20 protein-coding genes are annotated in these 22,196 nt (G+C 46.0%); 12 read left to right on the top strand and 8 right to left on the bottom strand.

Annotation, left to right across the window (positions count from 1 at the left end; genetic code table 11):
• The first annotated feature begins 229 nt into the window (after positions 1-229).
• Positions 230-766 carry a thioesterase family protein gene (locus tag OCV37_RS18350; protein ID WP_038177939.1) on the top strand — a complete coding sequence of 179 codons (537 nt, stop codon included), beginning with the start codon at positions 230-232 and terminating at the stop codon, positions 764-766.
• 12 nt (positions 767-778) lie between these two features.
• On the opposite strand, the gene OCV37_RS18345 is transcribed toward OCV37_RS18350, so the two are convergent.
• The 3 genes from OCV37_RS18345 to OCV37_RS18335 are packed head-to-tail and all read right to left on the bottom strand — an operon-like array spanning position 779 to position 3,886.
• A complete protein-coding gene (locus tag OCV37_RS18345; protein ID WP_038177940.1) occupies positions 779-2,830 on the bottom strand; it encodes an FUSC family protein in 2,052 nt (683 codons plus the stop codon).
• Complete coding sequence (locus OCV37_RS18340) at positions 2,827-3,681, bottom strand: efflux RND transporter periplasmic adaptor subunit (protein ID WP_038177942.1); 855 nt, start codon at positions 3,679-3,681, stop codon at positions 2,827-2,829. The genes OCV37_RS18345 and OCV37_RS18340 overlap by 4 nt, the downstream gene beginning before the upstream one ends.
• Positions 3,682-3,685: 4 nt before the next feature.
• On the bottom strand, positions 3,686-3,886 hold the full coding sequence (locus OCV37_RS18335) for a DUF1656 domain-containing protein (RefSeq protein WP_038177943.1): 201 nt from the start codon (positions 3,884-3,886) through the stop codon (positions 3,686-3,688).
• Positions 3,887-4,428: 542 nt separating this feature from the next.
• Between OCV37_RS18335 and OCV37_RS18330 the strand changes: the two genes are divergently transcribed.
• The 5 genes from OCV37_RS18330 to OCV37_RS18310 all read left to right on the top strand — a co-directional run bounded on the left by OCV37_RS18330 (position 4,429) and on the right by OCV37_RS18310 (position 9,498).
• Positions 4,429-5,481 (top strand): UDP-glucose--hexose-1-phosphate uridylyltransferase, encoded by a 1,053-nt coding sequence (locus OCV37_RS18330; protein WP_038177944.1) that lies wholly within the window; start codon positions 4,429-4,431, stop codon positions 5,479-5,481.
• Positions 5,482-5,492: 11 nt separating this feature from the next.
• Positions 5,493-6,653 (top strand): galactokinase, encoded by a 1,161-nt coding sequence (galK, locus tag OCV37_RS18325; RefSeq protein ID WP_038177946.1) that lies wholly within the window; start codon positions 5,493-5,495, stop codon positions 6,651-6,653.
• Positions 6,654-6,663: 10 nt separating this feature from the next.
• Positions 6,664-7,716: a galactose-1-epimerase gene (gene galM, locus OCV37_RS18320; RefSeq protein WP_038177947.1), complete on the top strand. Its 1,053-nt coding sequence runs from the start codon at positions 6,664-6,666 to the stop codon at positions 7,714-7,716.
• Between the two features lie 259 nt (positions 7,717-7,975).
• Positions 7,976-8,455, top strand: coding sequence for an AAA family ATPase (locus OCV37_RS18315; RefSeq protein ID WP_038177949.1), 480 nt, complete (start codon positions 7,976-7,978; stop codon positions 8,453-8,455).
• Between the two features lie 329 nt (positions 8,456-8,784).
• Positions 8,785-9,498 (top strand): substrate-binding periplasmic protein, encoded by a 714-nt coding sequence (locus OCV37_RS18310; protein ID WP_051680236.1) that lies wholly within the window; start codon positions 8,785-8,787, stop codon positions 9,496-9,498.
• A 133-nt stretch (positions 9,499-9,631) separates the two neighbouring features.
• Here OCV37_RS18310 and OCV37_RS18305 read toward each other — a convergent pair whose 3' ends face one another.
• The gene (locus OCV37_RS18305; protein WP_038177950.1) at positions 9,632-10,057 is read right to left on the bottom strand and encodes a VOC family protein; all 426 of its coding nucleotides are present in this window, start codon (positions 10,055-10,057) and stop codon (positions 9,632-9,634) included.
• A gap of 366 nt (positions 10,058-10,423) precedes the next feature.
• On the opposite strand from OCV37_RS18305, the gene OCV37_RS18300 reads away from it, so the two are divergent.
• On the top strand, positions 10,424-10,837 hold the full coding sequence (locus OCV37_RS18300; RefSeq protein ID WP_038177952.1) for a GFA family protein: 414 nt from the start codon (positions 10,424-10,426) through the stop codon (positions 10,835-10,837).
• A 223-nt stretch (positions 10,838-11,060) separates the two neighbouring features.
• Here OCV37_RS18300 and OCV37_RS18295 read toward each other — a convergent pair whose 3' ends face one another.
• Entirely contained in the window at positions 11,061-11,687 is a 627-nt protein-coding gene (locus OCV37_RS18295; RefSeq protein WP_038177953.1) for a helix-turn-helix domain-containing protein, read from the bottom strand.
• Between the two features lie 370 nt (positions 11,688-12,057).
• Here OCV37_RS18295 and OCV37_RS18290 point away from each other — a divergent pair, with 370 nt between their 5' ends.
• Positions 12,058-12,492: a GNAT family N-acetyltransferase gene (locus OCV37_RS18290; RefSeq protein WP_038177954.1), complete on the top strand. Its 435-nt coding sequence runs from the start codon at positions 12,058-12,060 to the stop codon at positions 12,490-12,492.
• Here the strand turns inward: OCV37_RS18290 and OCV37_RS18285 are convergent.
• Positions 12,489-13,151 carry a phage repressor protein CI gene (locus tag OCV37_RS18285; RefSeq protein WP_051680238.1) on the bottom strand — a complete coding sequence of 221 codons (663 nt, stop codon included), beginning with the start codon at positions 13,149-13,151 and terminating at the stop codon, positions 12,489-12,491. The two genes, OCV37_RS18290 and OCV37_RS18285, sit on opposite strands and share 4 nt — an antisense overlap.
• Before the next feature lie 356 nt (positions 13,152-13,507).
• On the opposite strand from OCV37_RS18285, the gene OCV37_RS18280 reads away from it, so the two are divergent.
• The 3 genes from OCV37_RS18280 to OCV37_RS18270 all read left to right on the top strand — a co-directional run bounded on the left by OCV37_RS18280 (position 13,508) and on the right by OCV37_RS18270 (position 16,981).
• On the top strand, positions 13,508-14,281 hold the full coding sequence (locus OCV37_RS18280) for a hypothetical protein (RefSeq protein ID WP_157634830.1): 774 nt from the start codon (positions 13,508-13,510) through the stop codon (positions 14,279-14,281).
• 183 nt (positions 14,282-14,464) lie between these two features.
• Complete coding sequence (locus tag OCV37_RS18275) at positions 14,465-16,420, top strand: sensor domain-containing diguanylate cyclase (RefSeq protein WP_169739337.1); 1,956 nt, start codon at positions 14,465-14,467, stop codon at positions 16,418-16,420.
• Between the two features lie 339 nt (positions 16,421-16,759).
• Positions 16,760-16,981, top strand: coding sequence for a hypothetical protein (locus tag OCV37_RS18270; RefSeq protein ID WP_157634832.1), 222 nt, complete (start codon positions 16,760-16,762; stop codon positions 16,979-16,981).
• A 213-nt stretch (positions 16,982-17,194) separates the two neighbouring features.
• On the opposite strand, the gene OCV37_RS18265 is transcribed toward OCV37_RS18270, so the two are convergent.
• Positions 17,195-18,868, bottom strand: a complete 1,674-nt coding sequence (locus OCV37_RS18265) for a SulP family inorganic anion transporter (protein WP_038178029.1) — start codon at positions 18,866-18,868, stop codon at positions 17,195-17,197.
• A gap of 175 nt (positions 18,869-19,043) precedes the next feature.
• On the opposite strand from OCV37_RS18265, the gene OCV37_RS18260 reads away from it, so the two are divergent.
• Positions 19,044-20,036, top strand: coding sequence for a 2-hydroxyacid dehydrogenase (locus OCV37_RS18260; protein WP_281172929.1), 993 nt, complete (start codon positions 19,044-19,046; stop codon positions 20,034-20,036).
• Between the two features lie 338 nt (positions 20,037-20,374).
• Here the strand turns inward: OCV37_RS18260 and betA are convergent, their stop codons facing one another.
• Positions 20,375-22,036 (bottom strand): choline dehydrogenase, encoded by a 1,662-nt coding sequence (gene betA / locus OCV37_RS18255; RefSeq protein ID WP_038177959.1) that lies wholly within the window; start codon positions 22,034-22,036, stop codon positions 20,375-20,377.
• Positions 22,037-22,196: the final 160 nt, after the last annotated feature.

Below are 22,196 nucleotides of genomic sequence, written 5' to 3'. Positions count from 1 at the left end.
GCTGATGGTTGATATCAGCGGATCGTTTGATGGTTGATATCGCCGGATAGCCATTGTCACGCAGATCAAGTGCAACCGAAAGGTTGCACTTTTTACATCCACGCGAAACCGATGCAGTCCGGTTGTCCCCCATATGTTTATTGTGGTATGACCAGTTTTGGATTACGCTGATCTTTATCGACAGAAGGAATCGACGGAAGGATTGGATGCAACATACAGGGAGCTGCTCATGGATCTTTATTTTCGTTTTATCTGGCTTTTGATCTGGCGGATGCGTTTTTGTCGGCGGCTCGGTTTATTGGATCTCTCCCGATTAACATTTCGCGCCTGGCCGACGGATTGTGATATCAATTTGCACCTGACCAATGCCCGTTACCCGGCACTGATGGATTTAGGCCGGACCTATATGCTGGCAGAAATGGGATTGTTGAAACCTTTCCTGAAACGCAACTGGTTGCCTGTCGTCAATGCGTCTGAATTTACCTTTATCCGCGCCATTAAACCGTGGCAAAAATTCGCGATTGAAAGCCGGATTCTCGGCTGGGATGAAAAATATTTTTATCTGGAACAACGGTTTACCAGTGAATCCGGGTTACATGCGATCGCCAATATTCGTGCCCTGTTTGTCTGTAAAGGTCATAAAGTGGAAACCGCTGAGTTATTACAGGCGGCAGATTTCGAACTTCATCATACGCCGGCGTTGCCACAAGATATTGAGAACTGGAAGTCGTTACTTCAGTTGAAGAAGGAGCTGAATGCAATTTGAACCGAATCGGAATCAGTCGTTGATGCTCTTCGCGGTTCTTTCAAACGTTAATCCGATACGCTGAATCATCCCTTCGATCATCAGTACCTGAGCTTCACTGACCCCGGTGGCATGCAGATCGGCCAGTAACTGTTCACAAGCGCTTTGAAATGGTTCACTCAACTGGCCCTGAGCCGCCAGTCCGTAAGCTTCCGCGAGCATGGCCTGCCAATGTTGATAAGATGAGGCTTGCCGGTCTAAGCCGAGCGTATTCAACATCCGGCCAAAACGCAGAATAATGTGGCCGAGGTTCAGGCCGGTCAACACAATATCCGTCATGCGCTGGCGGTCTGGCGTCGGTTCTCCGGTGATTGAACGGAGCAGGCGATCGGTCATTCGGGCGTTAAAACGTGTTTCGCCATTGTCCTGTTCGATCGAAAGAGATTTCAGGTCGTTGATCGTTGCTTTCAAAACGCCTTTTTGGATCAGTTTCAGACTCGGGCCGGTGATCAGTTGAAAGAGCCAGTACAACAGATAACTGCCACTGATGATGCCAAGTCCGCTGCTAATCGCAAAGTCGATCGAAAATGACAGACTCATATCCGGTCCGGGGCGAGTTAAAATGGTGAAGGGAATACAAAAGCCGAGGCCGTAAGGCAGGGTCGGACGATTTGCCAGCGCCAGCAAGCCAAGAAAATAAGGCCCGGCCAGGATGATCAATAACAAAATATAATCCGGTGAGCTTTGTGACAGCAAATTGAGCGCATAAAAAATCGCAACGCAGACCGCACCGATCGCACTGATCGTCAGTCGTTTCAGGACAATGGTCACGATATTGAGTGGTAAACGGGCCATCATCATCGAGAAAATGACGGGCAGAATCATCATCATGATGACTGCTGATGCGCCGGTAGACATCCATAATGCAGAAGAAATAGCGAAAATACTCACCGTTCTCAGTGCGACGGAAAAACCGATCCACGGATCGCGGTGTGGCCGAAACTTCGGGGCATGCAGTCGTGTCCCTTCACGGTGAAAAATCGCCTGATAGGTGGTTAAGACCACGATCAGATCTGCGGACATTTCCATGGCAACTTTGACCAGCCGTAACTCTATCGGTGCAGGGTGTTCCGTGGACTGCTTGAGCATGAGCAGTTTCTGGCGCAGATTTTTGGCAATTCGATTACACACTTGCCGGTCGGTTTCTGTTTGCATTTGACCGACGGATTCGCGGATATACTGCACCATCGTATTGAGGAACGGACTATCCAGCTCCGGGTGATAACGTTTGACCCGGCCAAAGATTTGAATCACAGCCAACAACGACATGATTTTGTTATTCAGCAGCGAGATTGCCCGGTAAATACTGGGGCCTTGTGGTCCTTCATACTGAACCGCACTGGTACTTTCATTGAGCTGTGCCAGTGTTTCTAAAATCTTATCCAGTGCCTGATGTCGTTCCTGATGGGTTTTGCCTTCATCCAGCTCATGAACCAGATAATCCAGCGTTTGATTAACGACGATACGAGACAGGGCGTGCAGACCATCTTTGACATGGGTTGGCCAGAAAAACAGGCTGATCAGCGTGGCACAGACTGAACCGACGATCAGCTCACTCATCCGTGCCTGAGCAACATCAAATACCGTATGACTTGAAATCGTCGCCGAGGGCTGCGCCATGGTCAGTACTACGATCAGAATCGGGGTCACTCCCGCCATGGTATAGGCATAAATGGCATTCGGATTGCGGACCATCGCTGAAAAATAAGCCATCACGCCTAACCATAGTCCCAGTGATGTCAGTGCCAGTTCAGGAAAGGGCATCAACCCATTGAGAATGGCAATGCCGATGATGCCTCCGACCAAAGTACCGCCAATTTGACTGATACCTTTTTCAATGACGAGTCCGCTTTCAGGTCTGATTTGCAGAAATACCGCAGAAACCAGCGCCCAATACGGGCGATCTAACTGACAGTACATCGCCACGTACAGCGACAGTGCCATGGCGATAATTCCTTTGGTGGCAAAAATGACGGCCGACCGCTGCGGAAAAAAGATCGCCTTGGCGAGGACCGATGCACTCACTCCGTTGGCTCCTGTATGGTGATTGAGGCGGTCATCCCGGCACTGAGTTGCTGCTGATCCACTTGCTCATCGAGCTGAACATTGACCGGAATGCGCTGGGCGAGTCTTACCCAGTTAAAGGTTTGTTGAATTTGTGGCAGTAACTGACTGTTGGTATTGGTGTTGCTGTTGGCTATCGCACGGCCGATGCTCAGTACTTTACCGGTCAGCGGCGGTTGGTGGTTCATCAGTTGGATGGTGACTGGCTGGCCGAGCTGAATACTGGCAATTTTCGTTTCTTCAAAATAGCCGGTGATGTAAAAAGAGTGCTTTTCGACCAACGCCAGCACCGATGTTCCCTGACGGACATAATTGCCGGAACGCAGACTTAAATTGATCACCGTACCGTCAAACGGTGCCGTTATCTTGGTTCGCGCCAAATTGAGTTGGGCTTCATCTAACTGAGCCTGTGCCAGTTGGTAATTGGCTTTGGCGATATCCATGTTAATGCGGGCAGTTTCCAGATCTTCACTACTGATGGAATCCTGACTGGGAAGATTTTTACGGCGTTCATATTTGTGTTTCGATAACTCCCAGGCAGCAAGGCGGTTGTTCAGGGTTGCATTGGCCTGAGCGACGGCTATCTCGTAACGTTTGGGGTCGATTTGGAACAGGGTTTCTCCCTGACGAACGGATTGGTTATCACGAACCGCAACCTGGGTGACAAAACCGGAAACATCCGGTGAGATAGTGATGACATGTGCATTGACTCTGGCATCTCGGGTCCACGGTGTCAGCATGTAATGGTTCCAGAGCCAGTAACCGGAGCAGACTGCGATTAGAATCATGATGATCGTCGAAAATTTTTTCATCGGGTTATGCTCCGTAGAATTTAACAGTGAGAGATAAGATACAGACAAAAAGACTGACCAGCATCCAGGCCGGTTTCCAGAGTTTGCCATAGAGTCCCGTGTGGAATAGCACGATCCGAATAAGGTAAGTGATCCCAATTGCAAGGGGTATATAAACAACCAGTGGGCTAAAGAGCAGCCCTAAAAACGGAATTTCGTGTAACACCTGTGCTTCCTTAATTTAAGCAATCATGTGCTTCATGACAGTCATTTGATCGATGAGGTCAGGTTATTGTTTTGAGCCCCCGGAGGGAGGACCCGGCCATGGTATGGCATTTATCTTTCGTAGAAAAGAACAGCATGGATGGTGATGACATCCTGACCAGCGGCTCGCACTGAAGCTGTGCTGAGCGGTTTGGGCTGTATTGATTTATGCTAGCGCATTCCTATTAACAAGAAAAGTATTAACAAGAAAAGCATTACAACCGGTTGGTTTCACTCTCAGAATTCGCTGAATAGCGGAGAAAATAACCAGCTTATCGCGGTGACATTCGTCTTAGTGTAAACGTTTCCACTGTGTGGTTTTAATCACAGAAACAGAGATAGCGGAGCTGTTAGACTCCCATTTTATTCGGGGCAGAAGACCGTCAGACACCGAGCGGGTGCTGAACATACAGCAAGATACTTGGTCGTCGCCCGAATGGTTACCGGTGTATGCCATGATGTATTCACGTATGAGATGTATTCACGTATGAAGAGTAAGTGAAGATGATAAAGCAATTGTTTGATCCAAGTGCCCATCCCCATCGCCGTTACAATCCGCTGACCGGACAATGGGTGTTGGTTTCGCCCCATCGGGCAAAACGTCCGTGGAGCGGACTCAATGAACCGCCTCATCATCAAGAGATACCTTGTTATGACGAGTCTTGTTTTTTGTGTCCGGGTAACACTCGGGTCTCGGGAGAGATAAATCCTGATTATACAGACACTTATGTGTTTGGTAATGATTTCGCCGCGTTGATGCCGGATTCTCCCGCCGCGCCTGAATCTGACAATCCGCTGTTGCAAGTACAAGGCGTGCAGGGATTAAGCCGGGTGATCTGTTTTTCTCCCGATCACAGCAAAACGTTACCTGAGCTGACGTGCCAGCAGATTCGTCATGTGATTGACACATGGAACGAACAGATTGAAGCGCTGGGACAGTCATATGTCTGGGTTCAGGCGTTTGAAAACAAAGGTGAGCTGATGGGGTGCTCGCAACCGCACCCGCATGGTCAGATTTGGGCCAACAGCTTTCTGCCGAATGAGATTGAGCGCAAAGATCAACAGCTGAAAGCCTATTTTGAGCAACACGGATCCAATCTGTTGGTTGATTATGTTCAGACCGAACTGAATGATGGCGCGCGAACGGTGGTCGAAACGCAACACTGGCTGGCGGTGGTTCCTTTTTGGGCGGTATGGCCCTATGAAACCCTCTTGCTGCCGAAAACGCATGTGCGTCGCATGAACGAGCTCACCGATGAACAGCGGGATGATTTGGCGCTGGCGATCAAAAAACTCACCTGTCGGTATGACAATTTGTTCCAGTGTTCCTTCCCTTATTCGATGGGGTGGCATTATGCGCCATTTTTTGAATCAGGAACGGAGATTGACCACTGGCAACTGCATGCTTTGTTTTATCCGCCGTTATTGCGTAGTGCTTCAATACGCAAGTTTATGGTGGGCTATGAAATGTTGGCTGAAACGCAGCGCGACCTGACGGCAGAGCAGGCGGCGCAGTATTTGCGTGAGGTCAGTGAAATTCATTACAAAGAACAATAAAGAGAAGTCAGATGTCTAATCCAGTTGAAAATGTAACAACATCATTCTCCGAAATTTTCGGATATCAGCCGAGCCACCTGATTCAGGCTCCCGGGCGCGTCAATCTGATTGGTGAACATACCGATTACAATGATGGGTTTGTCTTGCCTTGTGCGATTAATTATCAGACTGTGGTGGCTGCGGCCAAACGTCAGGATAGCCGGATTCGGGTCATCGCTTGTGATTACCAGAACGCCGTTGATGAGTTTGATTTGAATGCACCCATCGAATTTCAGCCCGATAAAATGTGGGCCAATTATATTCGCGGGGTAGTGAAGTGCTTAATTGCCCGCGGTTACTCATTGTGCGGGGTGGATATGACGGTCAGCGGCAATGTGCCGCAAGGGGCCGGGTTAAGTTCCTCTGCTGCACTGGAAGTCGTGATCGGACAAACATTTAAAGTGTTACTGAACCTTGATATTAGCCAGCAAGAGATTGCACTGAATGCACAACAGGCAGAGAATGAGTTTGTCGGCTGTAACTGTGGCATTATGGACCAGTTAATCTCATCGCAAGGCTATGAAAATCACGCACTGTTAATCGACTGCCGGGACTTAACGACTCAGGCGGTATCGATTCCTGCTGAGATGGTTGTCATGATCGTCAATTCGAATAAACAGCGTGGTTTGGTTGACAGCGAATATAACACGCGTCGTGAACAGTGCGAGGCCGCTGCACGTCAGTTTGGTGTTCAAGCACTGCGGGATGTGACACTGGCACAGCTTAACGCCCGGTTCAGTGAGCTCGATGCGGTCGTTGCCCGCAGAGCACGGCATGTGATTACTGAAAATGACCGGACTTGTAAAGCAGCTCAGGCGCTGGCTGCCGGCGATATCCACACCGTCGCGCAATTGATGGCGCAATCCCATATTTCGATGCGGGATGATTTTGAAATAACAGTACCAGAAATCGATATACTGGTTGATTTGATAAAAACGGAGATCGGCGCACAAGGTGGTGTACGCATGACCGGCGGTGGATTCGGTGGATGTGTGGTCGCACTGGTGCCGCCAGCACTCGTGGAAAGAGTCCGGGCAGCCGTTGAGAGGCAGTATCAGGCCGCGACGGGTTTACAAGCATCTATCTATGTCTGCCAGGCAACACAAGGGGCAGGCCTGATTTCTGAATCATGAGGGAATAATAATGCAAAAATCATTTGCCGAACAAACGTCGGCAGAGAATCAAACACAATGGAAAGAGTTGATTATTTTACAGAACTCGCGAGGAATGCGTGCTGCATTTACCCCGATGGGAGCGACATGGGTCAGTTGTCAGCTACCGCTCGCACAGGGTGAGATGCGGGAGGTTTTGCTGGGCGTTGATTCTGAACAGGTGTTATTGACTCAGGCAAGCTATCTGGGGATGACCATCGGGCCTTATGCCAACCGGATTGCCAATGCCAGTTTTACCCTTGATGGTAAGCAATATACGCTGGATGCCAATGAAAATGGCAATTGTCTGCATAGCGGTAAACAGGCATTCCACAATCGTCGCTGGGATGTTGCTGAACGGACCGATAACCAAGTCCGCTTTACTACGACGTCTCCGGATGGTGAGATGGGATTTCCCGGTGATTTGGATGTGTCGGTAACCTATACCGTGACAGAAGCCAACCAAGTCTTGATTGAATATCATGCCACGACGGATCAACCGACACCGGTTAGTCTGACCAATCACGCTTATTTTAATCTGCACGGTGCAGACCGCGGTCATTCTTGTCTCGATCATGCACTCTGGCTCGATGCCGATGCGTTTTTGCCGATTAACGATGTCGGGATTCCGCTCGGGGCCTTGCAAGATGTGACCGGATCCGGATTTGATTTCCGCCGGAAAAAACCGGTACGCGCTGATTTAATGCAGGATCAACAGCAAATGACCGTACAAGGTTACGATCATGCCTATCTATTCTCGGCTGCCCGTGATGCGTCCCGTCCCGTGGCATCATTAACCAGTGCGGATGAGCGGGTGCAAATGCATGTCATCACGACGATGCCTGCGATTCAGCTTTATACCGGGAATTGGCTGGCAGGCACTCCGGGACGTGGTGATCATGTCTATTCTCAATATGCCGGTATTGCTTTAGAAACTCAGTTCTTGCCGGATTCACCCAACCATCCTGAATGGCAGCAACCAAACTGTATTCTTCAGCCAGGTGAGACCTACCATCATACGACTTGTTATCAGTTTGATTTTTAAGGATATCCCGGTAATTATTAAAACGGATAACACCGACGAACCAGCCATAAAGAGCGATTGATCCGCTGTTTTTCTGAGAGTCTGGTAAAACATAAGCATGAGAGAATCACCGGTTTATCATCAGGCGCGGTGGTTCTCTTTTTTTATCGAAAGATGTCTCAAAGTCTCCGGGGTGAAGGATCACCAATATGACCCCCTCCTAACCTGCTGTCGGACATCAATCGGTTGCTGCAATCAAGATAATGATGCTGAGGTAAAGATGGCAAAAATTTACTTTATATGTGGCTTTATTGGCTCAGGTAAAACCACTTACGCTAAAAAGCTGGAACAAGAGCGAAAGGCATTTCGGTTTAACGCTGATGAATGGATGATCCCGCTTTTTGGTGAACATATGGCGCGTGAAGTGTTTGATGCTCGTTTATTGACCCTGAAATCGCTGTTCCAATCCTCGGCGATTCAAATGATAAACCTGAATGTTTCAGTCATATTTGATTTTGGTTTCTGGACAAAATCGGAACGTCTGGCGTTGACCAAGTGGGCAAAAGAGCACGATTTGGACTTTGAATTTATTTACCTTGATGTCAGTTATGAAGAATGTCAAAGAAGAGCGCTTCAACGTAACGCAGTGCGTGGTGAGCACGCATACGAAATGACCCCTGAAATGCTGGCATTATTCTGGTCCAAGTTTGAAAGACCAGATCCAGACGAAGAAATGACCCGGATTAGGAATGAGATCTAGTACGACACAGCAAAGAGCGTTGAGACTGCTGGGTCGTGAAGTCAGTATGAGTATCTCTGGATAGCATGTCTCACTGAGCCAGTGCGCGGTGAATCGGATGCCAATATATGGGTATGTTTTTGAACAATTTATTTTAAATGTGATTAAGCAATATATTTAATATGGTTAAATCTTGTCATGTAAAGTTACATTCTATTTTTATCGGTGATCTGGATAATATTGATGAGGATGTACTATGCTAAATATTATATTAGACCGCAAACATTAATGGATCGGTATAAAGAATCCAAGCGGTTGATGTTGTTAATATAATTATTTGGACTATATTGATGAGAAAGTGTATCTCGAATGCTGTTGTTTGCATATTATCATTGATATTTTGTGCAAAACTGTATGCAGCAGAAAAAATATTGTTGACCACACAAATCTGGCCACCTTATCAAGTGTATCACGATAATATTTTAGATGGTCCGGCGGTGACGGTCGTTAAAAATATACTTGAAAAAATGGAAGTCCCTTATGAAATCAATGTCTATCCTTGGGAAAGAGCCCAGTTTATGGTAAAGGTTGGGGCTGCGCAGGGATTTTTCCTCGCCTCAAAAAATAATAAACGGGATGCTTATGCAACATTTTCAGAAGTGATCTTTCCACAGAAATGGAATTGGTATCTATTACGGGGAAATCCGCTTAACCCGACGGATGAATCATTTAAAGATAAGGCCTGTATATTAGTCAGGTTTGGTTCAAATATGCAGTATTGGCTTCAGGCAAATCATTATAAAGCGGTCGGGAGTTTTAAAAATACCGATGCATTAGTTAAGGCCCTGTTAGCGAAGCGTTGTGATGCCATACTTGCCAATGAATTAGCAATTAATAATTATTTAGAGGAACATGGTTTATCTTCAGATATATTTGAAATCTATCCAAATATGGATAAACCACTTGGTGTTTATTGGTCAAATCAATATTTAACTGAAAATCCTGATTTTCTGGAAAAATTTAATTATTTTGTCAGGAAATATAGACCAACCGATGAGTATTAACATAAAAAATAGAAGTCATCTTTCCTGAGTAATCATTTTCGGCATACGGCTTATACTACCGATTTGATTTTTCTGGCAATATACCGAACGGCGGTGTTCGGTATATTACCTATCACACAATCAGTTAAATCCGTTAAATGGTACTGTTTCTTTCGCTGACAATGTCACTCATGTACTCAACAAATTCAACTTCGAATCCTGCCGGATCAATAAAGTAGATATTTTTCCGGTGCGGGTGGGGCATCCCATCTTTTGCGATTTCAAAGCCGGCATCAGTCAGCCGGGTGATGACAGCATCAAGATTATTCGTAACATAAGCAAAATGTGCTAACCCAACCTGATGACCGGTCAAATCACGGTTTTCTCCTTCGCCATTATCACTGATCGCCAGATACTGATAGTCGTCGCCAAAGTGGAGCCATGTCCGGGTTTTACCGTACCAGTCCGACACGCCCTGATCTCTGATATGCCAGTGAGGGAAAACTGCCTGATAGAACTTGAGCATGGCAGGAATATCGTCTTTTCGGACCACCAGATTAACGTGCTCTAAATGAATCATCATGAACTCCTTATGTTATTTTGAGAAATGATTGCCAAATCCGGGTTGGCAGCTTGGCATCAGTCTGTCCCATTTTCCATTATTGCTAATCCGTATGGGAATATAAAACCTCAAGTTAGCTTGAGGTAAAGTGTTTTTTTAAATCTTTTGATTGAAAGATTGAAAGATTGAAAGATTGAAAGAACTGCTGCTTTTGAGAGCGTGCCCGGGCTCAGCCTATTTTGAGCAGGCGAATATAATGTGATTGAGCCCAATGCACGGTTCTGCGATGATGATTCCCAGTCTGGTTTCGATCAGTCCCTGCTTCAATAGCGGCGTTATATCCGTCTGTACCAGAAAATATAAGCGAATCGAGGAGCAATTTATATGGAATTTCCTATCCATGGTGCCTGCCAGTGTGGTCAGGTCACTTATGAATTACTTGCCGCACCACAACGAGTGGTTGCTTGTCATTGTCAAGAGTGTCAAAAACTGTCCGGTGCGCCTTTTAGTGTGACCGTGATGGTCTCTGCTGAAAATATTCGTTTCTCTGGGGAAATGAAACAATGGTCGCGGATTGCTGAAAGTGGCAATACCAATATTGCGAAATTTTGTCCCGATTGTGGGGTTCGAATTTATCATGTCAATCCGGCACAACCGGATGCGATTAAATTGAAGCTGAAGCCTACAGGATTAGCCGATGACAGTTTGTTTGCACCGTCACACCATCTGTGGGTCAGTGAAAAGCTGAGCTGGGATACAATTCCGGAAGGTATGTCAACCGCCGAAAAGCAATCTTGATAGAGACAATAATCTTGAGCGAACCGAGATTGTACCGCGAAAGATGATCCTGATTTCTATCGAAGAGCACCCATGAAAGGCAGCCTGTTTTGGCTGCCTTTGTGATTGAATAAGACAGTGCCTCAAAATAAAAAGGTTGCTGAAATCAGTCCGGTTCAGTCCATGTTGATTCACGGGTAGCTGTCGGATCTGACTTGGCCTTGCCCATCGCTCCGGCTGCGAATCAATCGCGAGACATCCGAAGGACGACTTTTCCGGACACTTTCAACTCATGTTCTCCCACAATCAATGGGGAGCCTTTAAAATCAATGGCCAACTGCTTTTCAGGGAGTCGCTGAATATCATTGACCGAATACAGACCGTCGAAATCGATGAGATAACTTCCGGAAACCGCTTGTTGTGCCTCCTGATCGATAATATAAGTATGGCCTTCGTCGCGAACCGCAATCACATTGGTAATTGATAATTCGTCTAACAAAAACTGCTCCAGTGTCAGCGTTCCATTCTGAGCCAGTTTGCCATTTCTCAGCCAAAAGAGATCCATATCAATCAGCTTTTTAACCTCGCTGTTTTCTCCCTGATAGGCGTGGGTTGCCGCATTGGGATAGGGGGTACCTTCTCCCAGTAACAGCCATTTTAAAGAAATACCTTTATGCAAATGAGACCGGATCGCCAAATCAAAAGGGCAACTTTTGCGCTGATGCCAAGTTGTAATGGTTGAATAAGACATCTCCGCATGGTCTGCCAGAGCCCGTACGCTCTTGATATCTAAGACTTCCCGGATTCTATCGGTGACTTTTTTACCGACCTGATAGTCGATTGGTGGTAATAAAACTTGTTTTTTATTCATATGCGATCAATAATGAACTCAATTGAGCATGAATGCAGAAGGGCAAGCCTGTTATCCATGCTGAACAAACAGTGCGAATCAGAATACCATCGTTTGTAGGAGGGACGTAGTATCGGGCTTAATTTATTTCATATGCAAATATGTTCTGCGATCAGTGACAAAATTTCTTCACTCAAAGTGATGTGAAAGTGATGTGAAAGTGATGTGAAAGTGATGTGAAAGTGATGTGAAAGTGATGAGATTTGCTTGGTTTTCCGGCCTTGATCTTTCGTCAGAAAATGGGATGATGCGTTGATGTCTTTTTACTCATTACTGCTTCGCGGCAGCAATGTCAGTGCGCCGTTATCTGATGTTTTGCAAGGAGAAAATCATGCAGGGATATTACATCAGCTCAGATAAGAAAGATCTCAACTTTGAGATGATCTATGCCTATCTATCAACCAGTTATTGGGCTGAAGGGATTCCGGAATCGGTACTTCATAAAGCGATTGAGCATGCTTTGTGTTTTGGGGGGTATTTAGATTCAGGAGAGCAGGTCGGTTTTGCCAGAGTGATTACAGATCACGCCACTTTCGCTTATCTGGCGGATGTCTTTATTCTGGAAGCGCATCGCGGCAAAGGGTTGAGTAAATGGTTGATGGCCACACTCCTTGAGGACCCTAACTTACAGGGGTTGCGGCGCATGCTGCTTGCAACAAAAGACGCGCATGGCCTTTATGCACAATATGGTTTTGTGCCAGTTGAACACCCTGAAAGGCTGATGCACATCTGGCACCCCAACATATACTCAACTTGCGGACATTAAGCGTCACTCGTCTCGTGGTGTATGTCAGTCTGTGATGGTCTGCGGGACATAAATAAAACAACTTGTCCGGCGATTTTGACGTCGGATTCGTTCACGGTCAAAGCCGAGCCATCAAAATTCAGCGCCAGTTGTTTACCCGGCAGACGTTGGAGTGTATTGATCGACAACAGGCCATCAACGTTAAGCAGGTAAGTCCCACTGACTGCTCGGGTCGATTCCTGATCGACCAGATAAGTCATATCCCCCTCACGAACCGCAATCACATTGGAAATCTCCAATTCGTCTAAAAAGAACTGATCCAACGTCATGGTCCCACGATGATTCAGTTGTCCATTCTTCAACGCAAACAAATCAATATGTACCAGACGTTTGGGCTCATCATTGACATGATATTTATGAGCTGCCGCATTCGGGTAAGGATCGCCTTCATTGAGTAGTAACCACTTTAAAGAGATCCCCTTATGCAGATGTAGCCTTATGGCTAGCTCATAAGGGCAGACATTCCGTTTATGCCATGTGGCGAAAGTCGATGTCGGGACGTTGAGTTGCTCGGATAACGCTCGCGTACTTTTGACGTTTAATATGTTGCATAGTTTTTCTGTGACCTGCTTCCCAGCAAGATAGTCAAAAGGCGGCAATGAAACTTGTTTTTTACTCATATGCGATCAATAATATCCTCAAATGAGCATGTTATGTAGAAAGGCAAGCCTGCATTACATGCTGAATAAACAATGACTTAACAGGATAACATGATGAGTTTGCTGCAAATAGCCTTAAATACACTTTTTATGAAGTCACTCCATAATCTACGTATTTGAATCAATAGAATGTTCAATTGCGATTTCCCTTGATGGGGAAACTCACAACCCATTTTACGCGAAACTATGCTGAATCGGGCGATGGCGGAGCTCTTTCGTCTATCCCGGTCGTTGCTTTGCCCTCATTTGAGGGCTTTTTTCTTCAGTTCGGTTTCAGTGTTCAATGGTTGAAGCATATTTTTGAATTGGAAATAAAGATGAGCAATGAATTCGATTTGGAGACAGCGATCTCTGCGTGCGTCACTGAGAAGTCTCGAAAGCGTCCGGTTTACTGGAAACACTCTCCCATATACTGGCCGGCACTGTCTTCACAACAGGCAGCACGAGAGATTCCGCTGAAGTACGTCGCCGATAAGGTTGATATCACCATCTTATCACCGGACGAATGGGGAGAATTTTTAGCCCGGTTGTATCAGCGAAAGCATCAGCAACGAGAGCTGTCTGAACCGCCTCAAATACCAACCAGCGATCCGCTTGCGCTATGTGCGGAATTAGATATTACCGCTTACGTCAGAACCTATAATCATGAAACTTATTTGGTGTTACCGGGATATCGGCAATATCTCACAACTTTACTCTCTGGTGATGATTTTCGTTATCGGCATCCACAGATTTTGACATTAGGTTTGGGGGCGCTGAGTATTGAAGCCGATATTTCTCTGGCAACCCATGTCATCTCATCCGTAGAAATATTAATCGGGGAGTCGCTCCATATCTTGCAATACCTGATTAACGATGAGCAACTGCTAAGTCAGTTAGGGCTTGAGCACGTCTCACTGCTGACTCAGTCGATTATTACTGCCGGGGCTTCACTTTCTCTGGAAGCATCTTTCCCAGTGTCACTCTGCGTTGGTTTGGGGCTGGTGTTGGTCAGTATCGCTTCATCTATATGGGAAACCGATCGTAAAACGATTTTTTCACAGGCAATGATAGATAAAATGTCAGAGCTTGTGATGAGTGAAGCCGAGTAATCGCAATCAGAGATACCTGACCGGGACTATCTGCTTCAAAAATGAATCAGATATTGTGTTATTGCAATGATGCACCATACTTAAACTTTAAAGTCATACTAAAAACAATCAAGATGAGATTTCAGTGCTAGGAAATTTGTGAATCGTGATTCATAGCCATTTATTCGGATGGGAAGCTCTGAAGTGATACAAAGTAAAAAATTTCCCAAACTATTTTTGATTTATAGTTTATTGGTCGGGTTGTTCCTGTCGTTGCTACTAACGCTTTATCGGGTTGAGTTACATGAAGTGGATACGAGTCTGGTAAGCAATGCTACCAGTCAGGTCTCTAGCGCTGAAAAAGCGCTGAAAAATGCCCTGAGATGGCGGGTAAGTGATTTGAATTTTTTTGAAAGAACACTGACGCGTGCAGAGTTCGATTCATCCGGGCAGCTGAATACTGCAAAATTGACCGCATTGTGGCGAACATTTATTCAATCCCGCCGCGTCTATACTGAAGTCAAATGGGTTGATTTTTCCGGGCAAGAAAAAATTAAAATCAATTATAAACATGGCAAAGTTTCAGTTGCCCAAGATGCAAATCTGACGAATATTCATCGAACACCTTACTTTAAAGATATCATGGCATTTCCCCATAAGAAAATATTTATCTCATCACTCAGTATTGATATGAAAGATAGTGTTAATGCGATTGATGATGTTCCGGTTTTGATCTTCGGAGAAAAAGTTGCACAGATAGAGAAAAATAAGGCTTTACAAGGCGTTTTGATTATTAGTTATAAAATTGATGATCTGTTAAGTCGTTTATACAATATTAATGAGGATCTCTGGATTTCAAACCATATAGGTCAATGGTTTAAAATTGCTTCGAACGATTCACTTGAGAAAAAATATCAGCTGAAATACCAAGTTAAAATGCCAATCGATCATGCTCAAGTCTGGAAAGAGATCAATAAAAATACATCAGGAATATTTGTTGATGATGATGAATTTGGGGTTTTTGATACGTTATTGACAGTGGAAGAGAGTGGCAAGCTCCAAGGGACGAGATTTTATGTCAGCAATTCAGAACGTTTGTCACCACATTATCCATGGAAAATCATCTATTACATTGATAAGGATAAATTAAACTACCTCAAGCGATCGATCCATCATTATCATATTGTGATGATTGGAGGCTTCTTTATTTTCTTCATTTTCTTTGGCTATTATATTTTCTCAATGTATTTCAAATCACAGAAGATGATTAATAAGTTATTGGTCGCCAATAAAATTATCGATAATTATGTTATTTATGCGACCGCAGATTTGGATGATCATCTTGAGTCTGTATCAGAAGCTTTCTGCCAAGTCTCCGGATATCGTGCTGAAGAGTTACAAGGGCAGTCATATTATCGACTCTGTCACCCGGATATATCTGAGAATCTTCCGGCTGACATAAAAGATTGTATTCTGGCAGAACAGCCCTGGCGTGGAGAGATTAAAAAACGCAGTAAAACGGGTGAAGTTTACTGGGTACTTGCTTATATTGAACCAACCCATGACCTGAATGCACATTTGGTTGGATATACGGCGGTCGAGCAAAATATTACCGATCGTAAGCATCTGGAAGTGCTGTCCATTACGGATCGACTGACTTGTCTGCATAATCGTCTGAAACTGGATGAAACGCTGGAGAAAGAAGTCTCTCGGGCAGACCGTCATCAACATCCTTTATCGATTATTATGCTGGACATTGATGATTTTAAAGTGGTGAATGATACCTTTGGTCATCAGGCCGGTGATGAAGTGTTATGTAAAATTGCCGGGCTCTTAAAACAGCATGTGAGAAAAACTGATATTCCCGGACGGTGGGGCGGGGAGGAGTTTCTGATTGTTTGCCCGGAAACCGATCTTCATGGTGTGCATATTCTGGCCGAGAAACTTCGCCAAGCGTTTATGAACCATGATTTTAATGTCGTGGGGCGCTGTACCTGTAGTTTCGGTGTGGTGAGTCGCATGAATGATGAAACGATCGAACAAATGATCGAACGTGCTGATATTGCGCTGTATACCGCTAAAGCCCGAGGGAAAAACCGCGTCGAATCAGGCAATGATCTCGCGATTCAGACGCATCGGGATAATAAGCGACTACGGTAGGTGATATACAGGATGCGGTGTCCTGGTTTGTCGTTGCTGAATGTTGATGAGACTCTTGCGGCATATATCAATTTTATTGTCATTTAAAGGTTACATATTTGTGAGTGATCGCGTCAGAATGAACATGAAGAGGATAAAAAACACCGTGTGATCGGTTGACCATCGTGACTTTAAAATATAAAAATGATTTCATTTGAAAAACGAAACCACCAGAGTTTTGTCCCTTGGCTTATCTTGTCTGCGTGATGAGTCATGCATTCACATCTATCATTGATGATGAAACTGGCGATACGATCAGTTCACAAAAAACAGTTCACAAAAATGTTGGCAGGTATAAACATGAAAAAAAATTATTCGGAATATTCCGAACAGGCAGTCAGGAACTTTATGGCTGATCTGTTCGAAACGTTTGATTCACAACTGAAGAAGAGTCAGGATCCCCGTGTTGAGCTGGAGTTCTTCGGCGGAACTATCGAAATCCGCTTGCTCTCTTTTGAAGGCGTCTATAAACCCCAGCTTGTTGCGCTTAAGGAACAAGAATCTTCTGAGTGTACCGGTTGAGTGTCAAGACTTCAGGATGGCATATCCTGAAGTCTTTCTGAACCACTGAATCTTGCTTGTCCGATGTTGACCGAACACCATGTTCGGCCAAGCAATATCTACCTAAACAAGATTCACCCTGACTATGTTCATCCAAACAATGTTTATTCAAACAATGTTGACACGAACAATGTTGAACCGAACAATGTCTGCCAACAAAATGCTTGCATAAAACTATGCTGGTGTTGCCGGGCGTGATGTCGATTCAATCTGTTGTAATGCGGCTTTTAGTGCTGCCTGAAATTCAGCGAAATAGTAATCTTCGCCAATCTGTTGGATGATGCCGACTTTTTGCAGTTTATAGGTGACACGGGCGTTGGCACCGGAGATCATCACGCGAATATTGCGGCGACTGAAATCCTGAATCATTTCTTCCAGTGTCTGTAGGCCGGTCATGTCCATAAACGGCACCCATTTCAGGCGTAAAATCAGTATTTGCGGCTTTTCCGGAATGCTGTGCATGACTCGTTCAAAGGCATCGGCAGCGGCAAAGAAAAATGGACCTTCCAGCGCGTAAACCGCCAGTTCCGGTGGTAATTGAGTGATCCCCTGACGACCCAGCTCGTCAGCCAGTTCAACATTGGTACTGGCTTTGACTTCGACACTTGTCGCCATGCGTTTGACAAAGTGCAGCACTGCAATAATTACCCCGATATTGACCGCGACAACCAGATCGGCAAAAACCGTCAGGAAGAAGGTGATCAGCAGGATCATAACATCCGCTCTCGGGGCGCGTTTGAGCAGTTTAATAAAATGTCGGGCTTCACTCATATTCCATGCCACTACGAACAGAATCGCACTCAATGTTGCCAGTGGAATGTTCACCGCCAGCGGTGCGAGCAGCAGCAGGATAATAATCAGGGTCGCGGTATGGACTAACCCGGCCAGCGGGCTGTTGCCACCGTTACGAATATTGGTGGCGGTCCGGGCGATAGCCCCTGTTGCGGCAATCCCACCAAATAGTGGTGACACCATATTCGCAATCCCCTGACCAATCAGCTCCTGATTTGAATTGTGCCGTGTCCCCGTCATCCCGTCAGCGACTACGGCGGACAACAGCGATTCGATCGCCCCCAGCATCGCAATCGCAAAGGCAGGGCCGATTAACGGGATCAAGTCGGCAAGGCTTGCCTGTGGCAGTGTCACTGACGGTAATCCCTGAGGAATACCACCAAACGCCGTCCCGATGGTGCGGATCCCATCCAGATGCAGGGTATTTTGTAACAGTGTCACGATCACCAACGCCAAGAGCGGACCGGGAACTTTGGTCAGTTTAGGAATCTTCGGCCCGTAAATAACAATCACCAGAGATAACAGGGCAAGTCCGGTTGTTTGCCAGTTCAACTGAGGGAAAGCGTGATAGATCGACAGTAGTTTCTGATGAAAGTGTTCACCATGAATTTGCGGTAAGCCGAAAAACTCCTGCCATTGTCCGACCCAGATGATGACGCCAATGCCGCTGGTAAAGCCAATAATGACCGGATCGGGGATAAACCGAATGATGCTGCCGAGTTTGGTGATCCCCAACAGCAACAGGAAAACGCCTGCCATCATGGTTGCGATTTGTAAGCCATTGACCCCATAGTTGTGAACAATGCCGGATAACAGCACGATAAAAGCCCCGGTCGGCCCTGCAATTTGAATCCGGGATCCGCCGAACAGCGAGACAAGAATACCGGCAATGATAGCTGTATACAGGCCTTGTTCCGGTTTGACGCCGGATGCAATGGCAAACGCCATTGCTAAGGGTAAAGCGACCACGCCGACAATCACACCGGCACTGATATTTCGTAACCATTGAGAAGGATGAAAGAGTCCGGCTTTATAGGACTCATAGCAGGCAATCATGACAATAACCATTAAAAAAGAAAGGAGAACTGATCTTACAACGATGTTTTACACTGTAAAGAGTAACTAGTAATAATTTTATGATTTCGGTATAAAACCAGAGCGGGCAGTAAACGAGTCTCAACATAAACACAATAACAACTGCTGCCGTTGATTGTTCAGTCTGAGGAATGAAGTGATGAAAATATCCGTTTTTAGCTCAAAAGCTTATGACCAAGCCTATTTTACCCAAGCCAATCAGGCGCATGGATTCGAGCTTGAGTTTTACGAAGTCCGGTTAGATAAAAAGACCGCCCGGCTCGCGCACAACAGCCCGGTCGTCTGTGCATTTGTCAATGATGATCTGTCTGAGCCTGTGTTACAGACTTTAGCTGCCAATGGCACCCGATTATTGGCGATGCGTTGTGCCGGTTATAACAATGTCGATCTGGAAGCCGCCAAAAAATATAACATCACCGTGGTACGTGTACCGGCATATTCTCCTGAAGCAGTGGCAGAGCATACTGTTGGTTTAATGATGACCCTCAATCGACGGATTCATAAAGCATATCAGCGCACCCGTGATGCCAATTTTTCACTCGATGGATTAGTCGGGTTCAATATGCATGGTAAAACCGCCGGAATTATCGGGACGGGGAAGATCGGTGTGGCGACACTGAGAATTCTGAAAGGATTCGGCATGCGGTTATTGGTGCATGATCCTTATGAAAACCCCGCGGCTCTTGAGCTTGGTGCTGAATACGTCGATTTAGACACCTTACTGCAAGCATCTGATGTGATTAGTCTGCACTGCCCGCTGTTCAAAGAGAACCACCATATGCTGGATGCTCAGGCCTTTGCCAAAATGAAAAAGGGCGTGATGATCATCAACACCAGCCGGGGCGCGTTACTCAATGCACTGGATGCGATTGAAGCCCTCAAACAAGGCGTTATTGGCTCTCTGGGGCTGGATGTGTACGAAGAAGAGCAAGAGCTGTTCTTTGAAGACAAATCCAACATTGTGATTACGGATGATGTGTTTCGCCGATTATCGGCGTGCCATAATGTGCTGTTCACCGGCCATCAGGCATTTCTGACCAAGGAAGCGCTACTCTCCATTGCCAACACCACATTTGATAATGTGCATTGCTTTGAGCAAGGTGTGCTTAGTGGCAATGAGGTTGAGTAGTTTTTGCAAAATAAAAACAGATTTGCATTTTAAGAATGGCATATGAGTTTTACTGTATTGCGAATAGGTTGATAATTATACGAATTTTTTAAAATCAAATAGTTAATTTAAACTTGAAAAATTGGCACACATACTGCATTAGTTGTAATGACCCTTATTAAGCCGAGGGTCACCTAGCCAACTGACGTTGTTAGTGAACCTAATTTGTTCATATTGATAGCCAATCACAATCTTTGTGGTTGGCTTTTTTTATGGGATGAAGAGCAAATGAATACAGCCAGTCACAACTTTTGTGACTGGCTGTATTGATAACACCAATTCGCTATCGCATTGCAATGCTAGGCGGCATGTTCTTCTTCCTGTCTCTGATGTCGGTAAAAGTCAGCGTCTGTCGCGGGCTCCAGCGCATTCCCGAGAATGATATCTGCGGCTTTTTCTGCAACCATAATGGTTGGCGCATACAGGTTACCGTTTGTTATCGCCGGGAAGACAGACGCATCAACAACACGAAGATTATGCACACCATGTACCTTGAGTGTCGCATCGACGACTGCCATGTCGTCGTACCCCATTTTACAGGTACAACTTGGGTGATAAGCACTTTCACCTTCGCGGGCAACGAAATCCAGAATCTCTTCATCTGTCTGCGCACTGGCGCCGGGGGCCAGCTCTTCACCGCGCAGATCATCAAACGCCGGCTGGGCGATGATATGGCGGGAGACCCGAATCGCCTCAACCCACTCTTTTCTTTCCTGCTCAGTCGACAGATAGTTGAAACAAATTTCCGGTTTTTGCTTCGGATCCTTCGACTTAATTTTCACATGACCGCGTACGTCAGTGTTCATCGGGCCGACATGCAGTTGGAACCCGTGTCCGGAACGTGGCGCGCTACCATCGTAACGAATCGCCAGCGGGAGGAAGTGGAACTGTAAGTTGGGATAGGCAACTTCTTCATTGCCACGGACAAAACCACCGGCTTCAAAATGGTTGGTTGCCGCAGCCCCTTTGCGTTGGAACAACCAGTCAAACCCAATTTTCGGCTGGTTATACCATTTCAGCGCCGGATACAGACTCACTGGCTTTTTACAGGCGTACTGAACATATAACTCTAGGTGATCCTGAAGATTTTCACCGACGCCGGGCAAATGGTGTACCGGTGAAATGCCCAGCGTTTTTAGCTCTTCTTCATGACCAATACCGGACAGTTGTAGTAACTGAGGCGAATTAATCGCGCCGCCACAAGAAATGATCTCACCGCCATACACCGTTTTGGTCGAGCCCCGCTTGGTATATTCGACACCAATCGCCGTTTTTCCGTCAAACAGGATGCGGTTGGCAGCTGCTCCCGTCACCACCGTTAAGTTTTCCCGGTGCATGACCGGATGCAGGTAAGCGCGTGCCGCACTATAACGACGTCCCCGATAAATATTCTGATCGAAGATCCCAAAACCTTCCTGCTGATAGCCGTTTACATCATCAGTCAGTGGGTATCCGGCCTGTTGCGTTGCTTCAAAAAAAGCGTTAAACAGCGGGTTGTCACAATTTGCCGTGGTGACTTTTAGCGGCCCGTTTGAGCCATGATACTCGTCAGCACCTTGCAGACGGGTTTCACATTTCCGAAAATAAGGTAAACAGTGTTTATAGCTCCAGTTTTCCATACCTTCAGCGGTGGCCCATTTTTCGTAATCCATGGCATTACCGCGGATGTAGATCATACCGTTAATACAGCTGCTGCCACCCAGGACTTTCCCTCTCGGCTGAGCAATCTTACGGTTATGCATGTATGGTTCAGGCGCTGATTCATATAACCAGTTATATGTCCCATCGGTCAGTAAGTAAGTCAGGGCTGCCGGCATATGAATGCGAAAATCGAATCGGTGATCCGGACGACCTGCTTCTAAGACCAAAACCTTGTGCTTAGGATTTGCACTCAACCTGTTTGCCAATACACAACCTGCTGAGCCACCGCCCACGATAATATAATCGTAAGTCTGTGCCATTAAGTATCCTCCATCGCTTTATTTGTGTTCTCCAAGCGTGATTTGTCAGGGTCATATTTGCCCGGAGTCTGATTGATTCGGACGCTCTTGAGTCAGAATATTACTGATTCAGAGCATGATTCACTCAGAGCAATCATTACCCAACGTTATCGACTTGGGA

The organism is Vibrio rhizosphaerae, assembly GCF_024347095.1.
In the GTDB taxonomy this organism is placed as follows: Bacteria; Pseudomonadota; Gammaproteobacteria; order Enterobacterales; family Vibrionaceae; genus Vibrio; species Vibrio rhizosphaerae.
Note: the sequence above shows the minus strand (reverse complement) of the source record. Positions and strands in the feature narration are given on the sequence as shown.

Bases quoted from the DNA above. Each gene is read 5' to 3' on its own strand.
- OCV37_RS18350 (WP_038177939.1), top strand. From the start codon at position 230: ATGGATCTTTATTTTCGTTTTATCTGGCTTTTGATCTGGCGGATGCGT.
- OCV37_RS18340 (WP_038177942.1), bottom strand. From the start codon at position 3,681: ATGAAAAAATTTTCGACGATCATCATGATTCTAATCGCAGTCTGCTCC.
- OCV37_RS18330 (WP_038177944.1), top strand. From the start codon at position 4,429: ATGATAAAGCAATTGTTTGATCCAAGTGCCCATCCCCATCGCCGTTAC.
- galK (WP_038177946.1), top strand. From the start codon at position 5,493: ATGTCTAATCCAGTTGAAAATGTAACAACATCATTCTCCGAAATTTTC.
- galM (WP_038177947.1), top strand. From the start codon at position 6,664: ATGCAAAAATCATTTGCCGAACAAACGTCGGCAGAGAATCAAACACAA.
- OCV37_RS18315 (WP_038177949.1), top strand. From the start codon at position 7,976: ATGGCAAAAATTTACTTTATATGTGGCTTTATTGGCTCAGGTAAAACC.
- OCV37_RS18310 (WP_051680236.1), top strand. From the start codon at position 8,785: ATGAGAAAGTGTATCTCGAATGCTGTTGTTTGCATATTATCATTGATA.
- OCV37_RS18305 (WP_038177950.1), bottom strand. From the start codon at position 10,057: ATGATTCATTTAGAGCACGTTAATCTGGTGGTCCGAAAAGACGATATT.
- OCV37_RS18300 (WP_038177952.1), top strand. From the start codon at position 10,424: ATGGAATTTCCTATCCATGGTGCCTGCCAGTGTGGTCAGGTCACTTAT.
- OCV37_RS18295 (WP_038177953.1), bottom strand. From the start codon at position 11,687: ATGAATAAAAAACAAGTTTTATTACCACCAATCGACTATCAGGTCGGT.
- OCV37_RS18290 (WP_038177954.1), top strand. From the start codon at position 12,058: ATGCAGGGATATTACATCAGCTCAGATAAGAAAGATCTCAACTTTGAG.
- OCV37_RS18285 (WP_051680238.1), bottom strand. From the start codon at position 13,151: ATGAGTAAAAAACAAGTTTCATTGCCGCCTTTTGACTATCTTGCTGGG.
- OCV37_RS18280 (WP_157634830.1), top strand. From the start codon at position 13,508: ATGAGCAATGAATTCGATTTGGAGACAGCGATCTCTGCGTGCGTCACT.
- OCV37_RS18270 (WP_157634832.1), top strand. From the start codon at position 16,760: ATGAAAAAAAATTATTCGGAATATTCCGAACAGGCAGTCAGGAACTTT.
- OCV37_RS18265 (WP_038178029.1), bottom strand. From the start codon at position 18,868: ATGATTGCCTGCTATGAGTCCTATAAAGCCGGACTCTTTCATCCTTCT.
- betA (WP_038177959.1), bottom strand. From the start codon at position 22,036: ATGGCACAGACTTACGATTATATTATCGTGGGCGGTGGCTCAGCAGGT.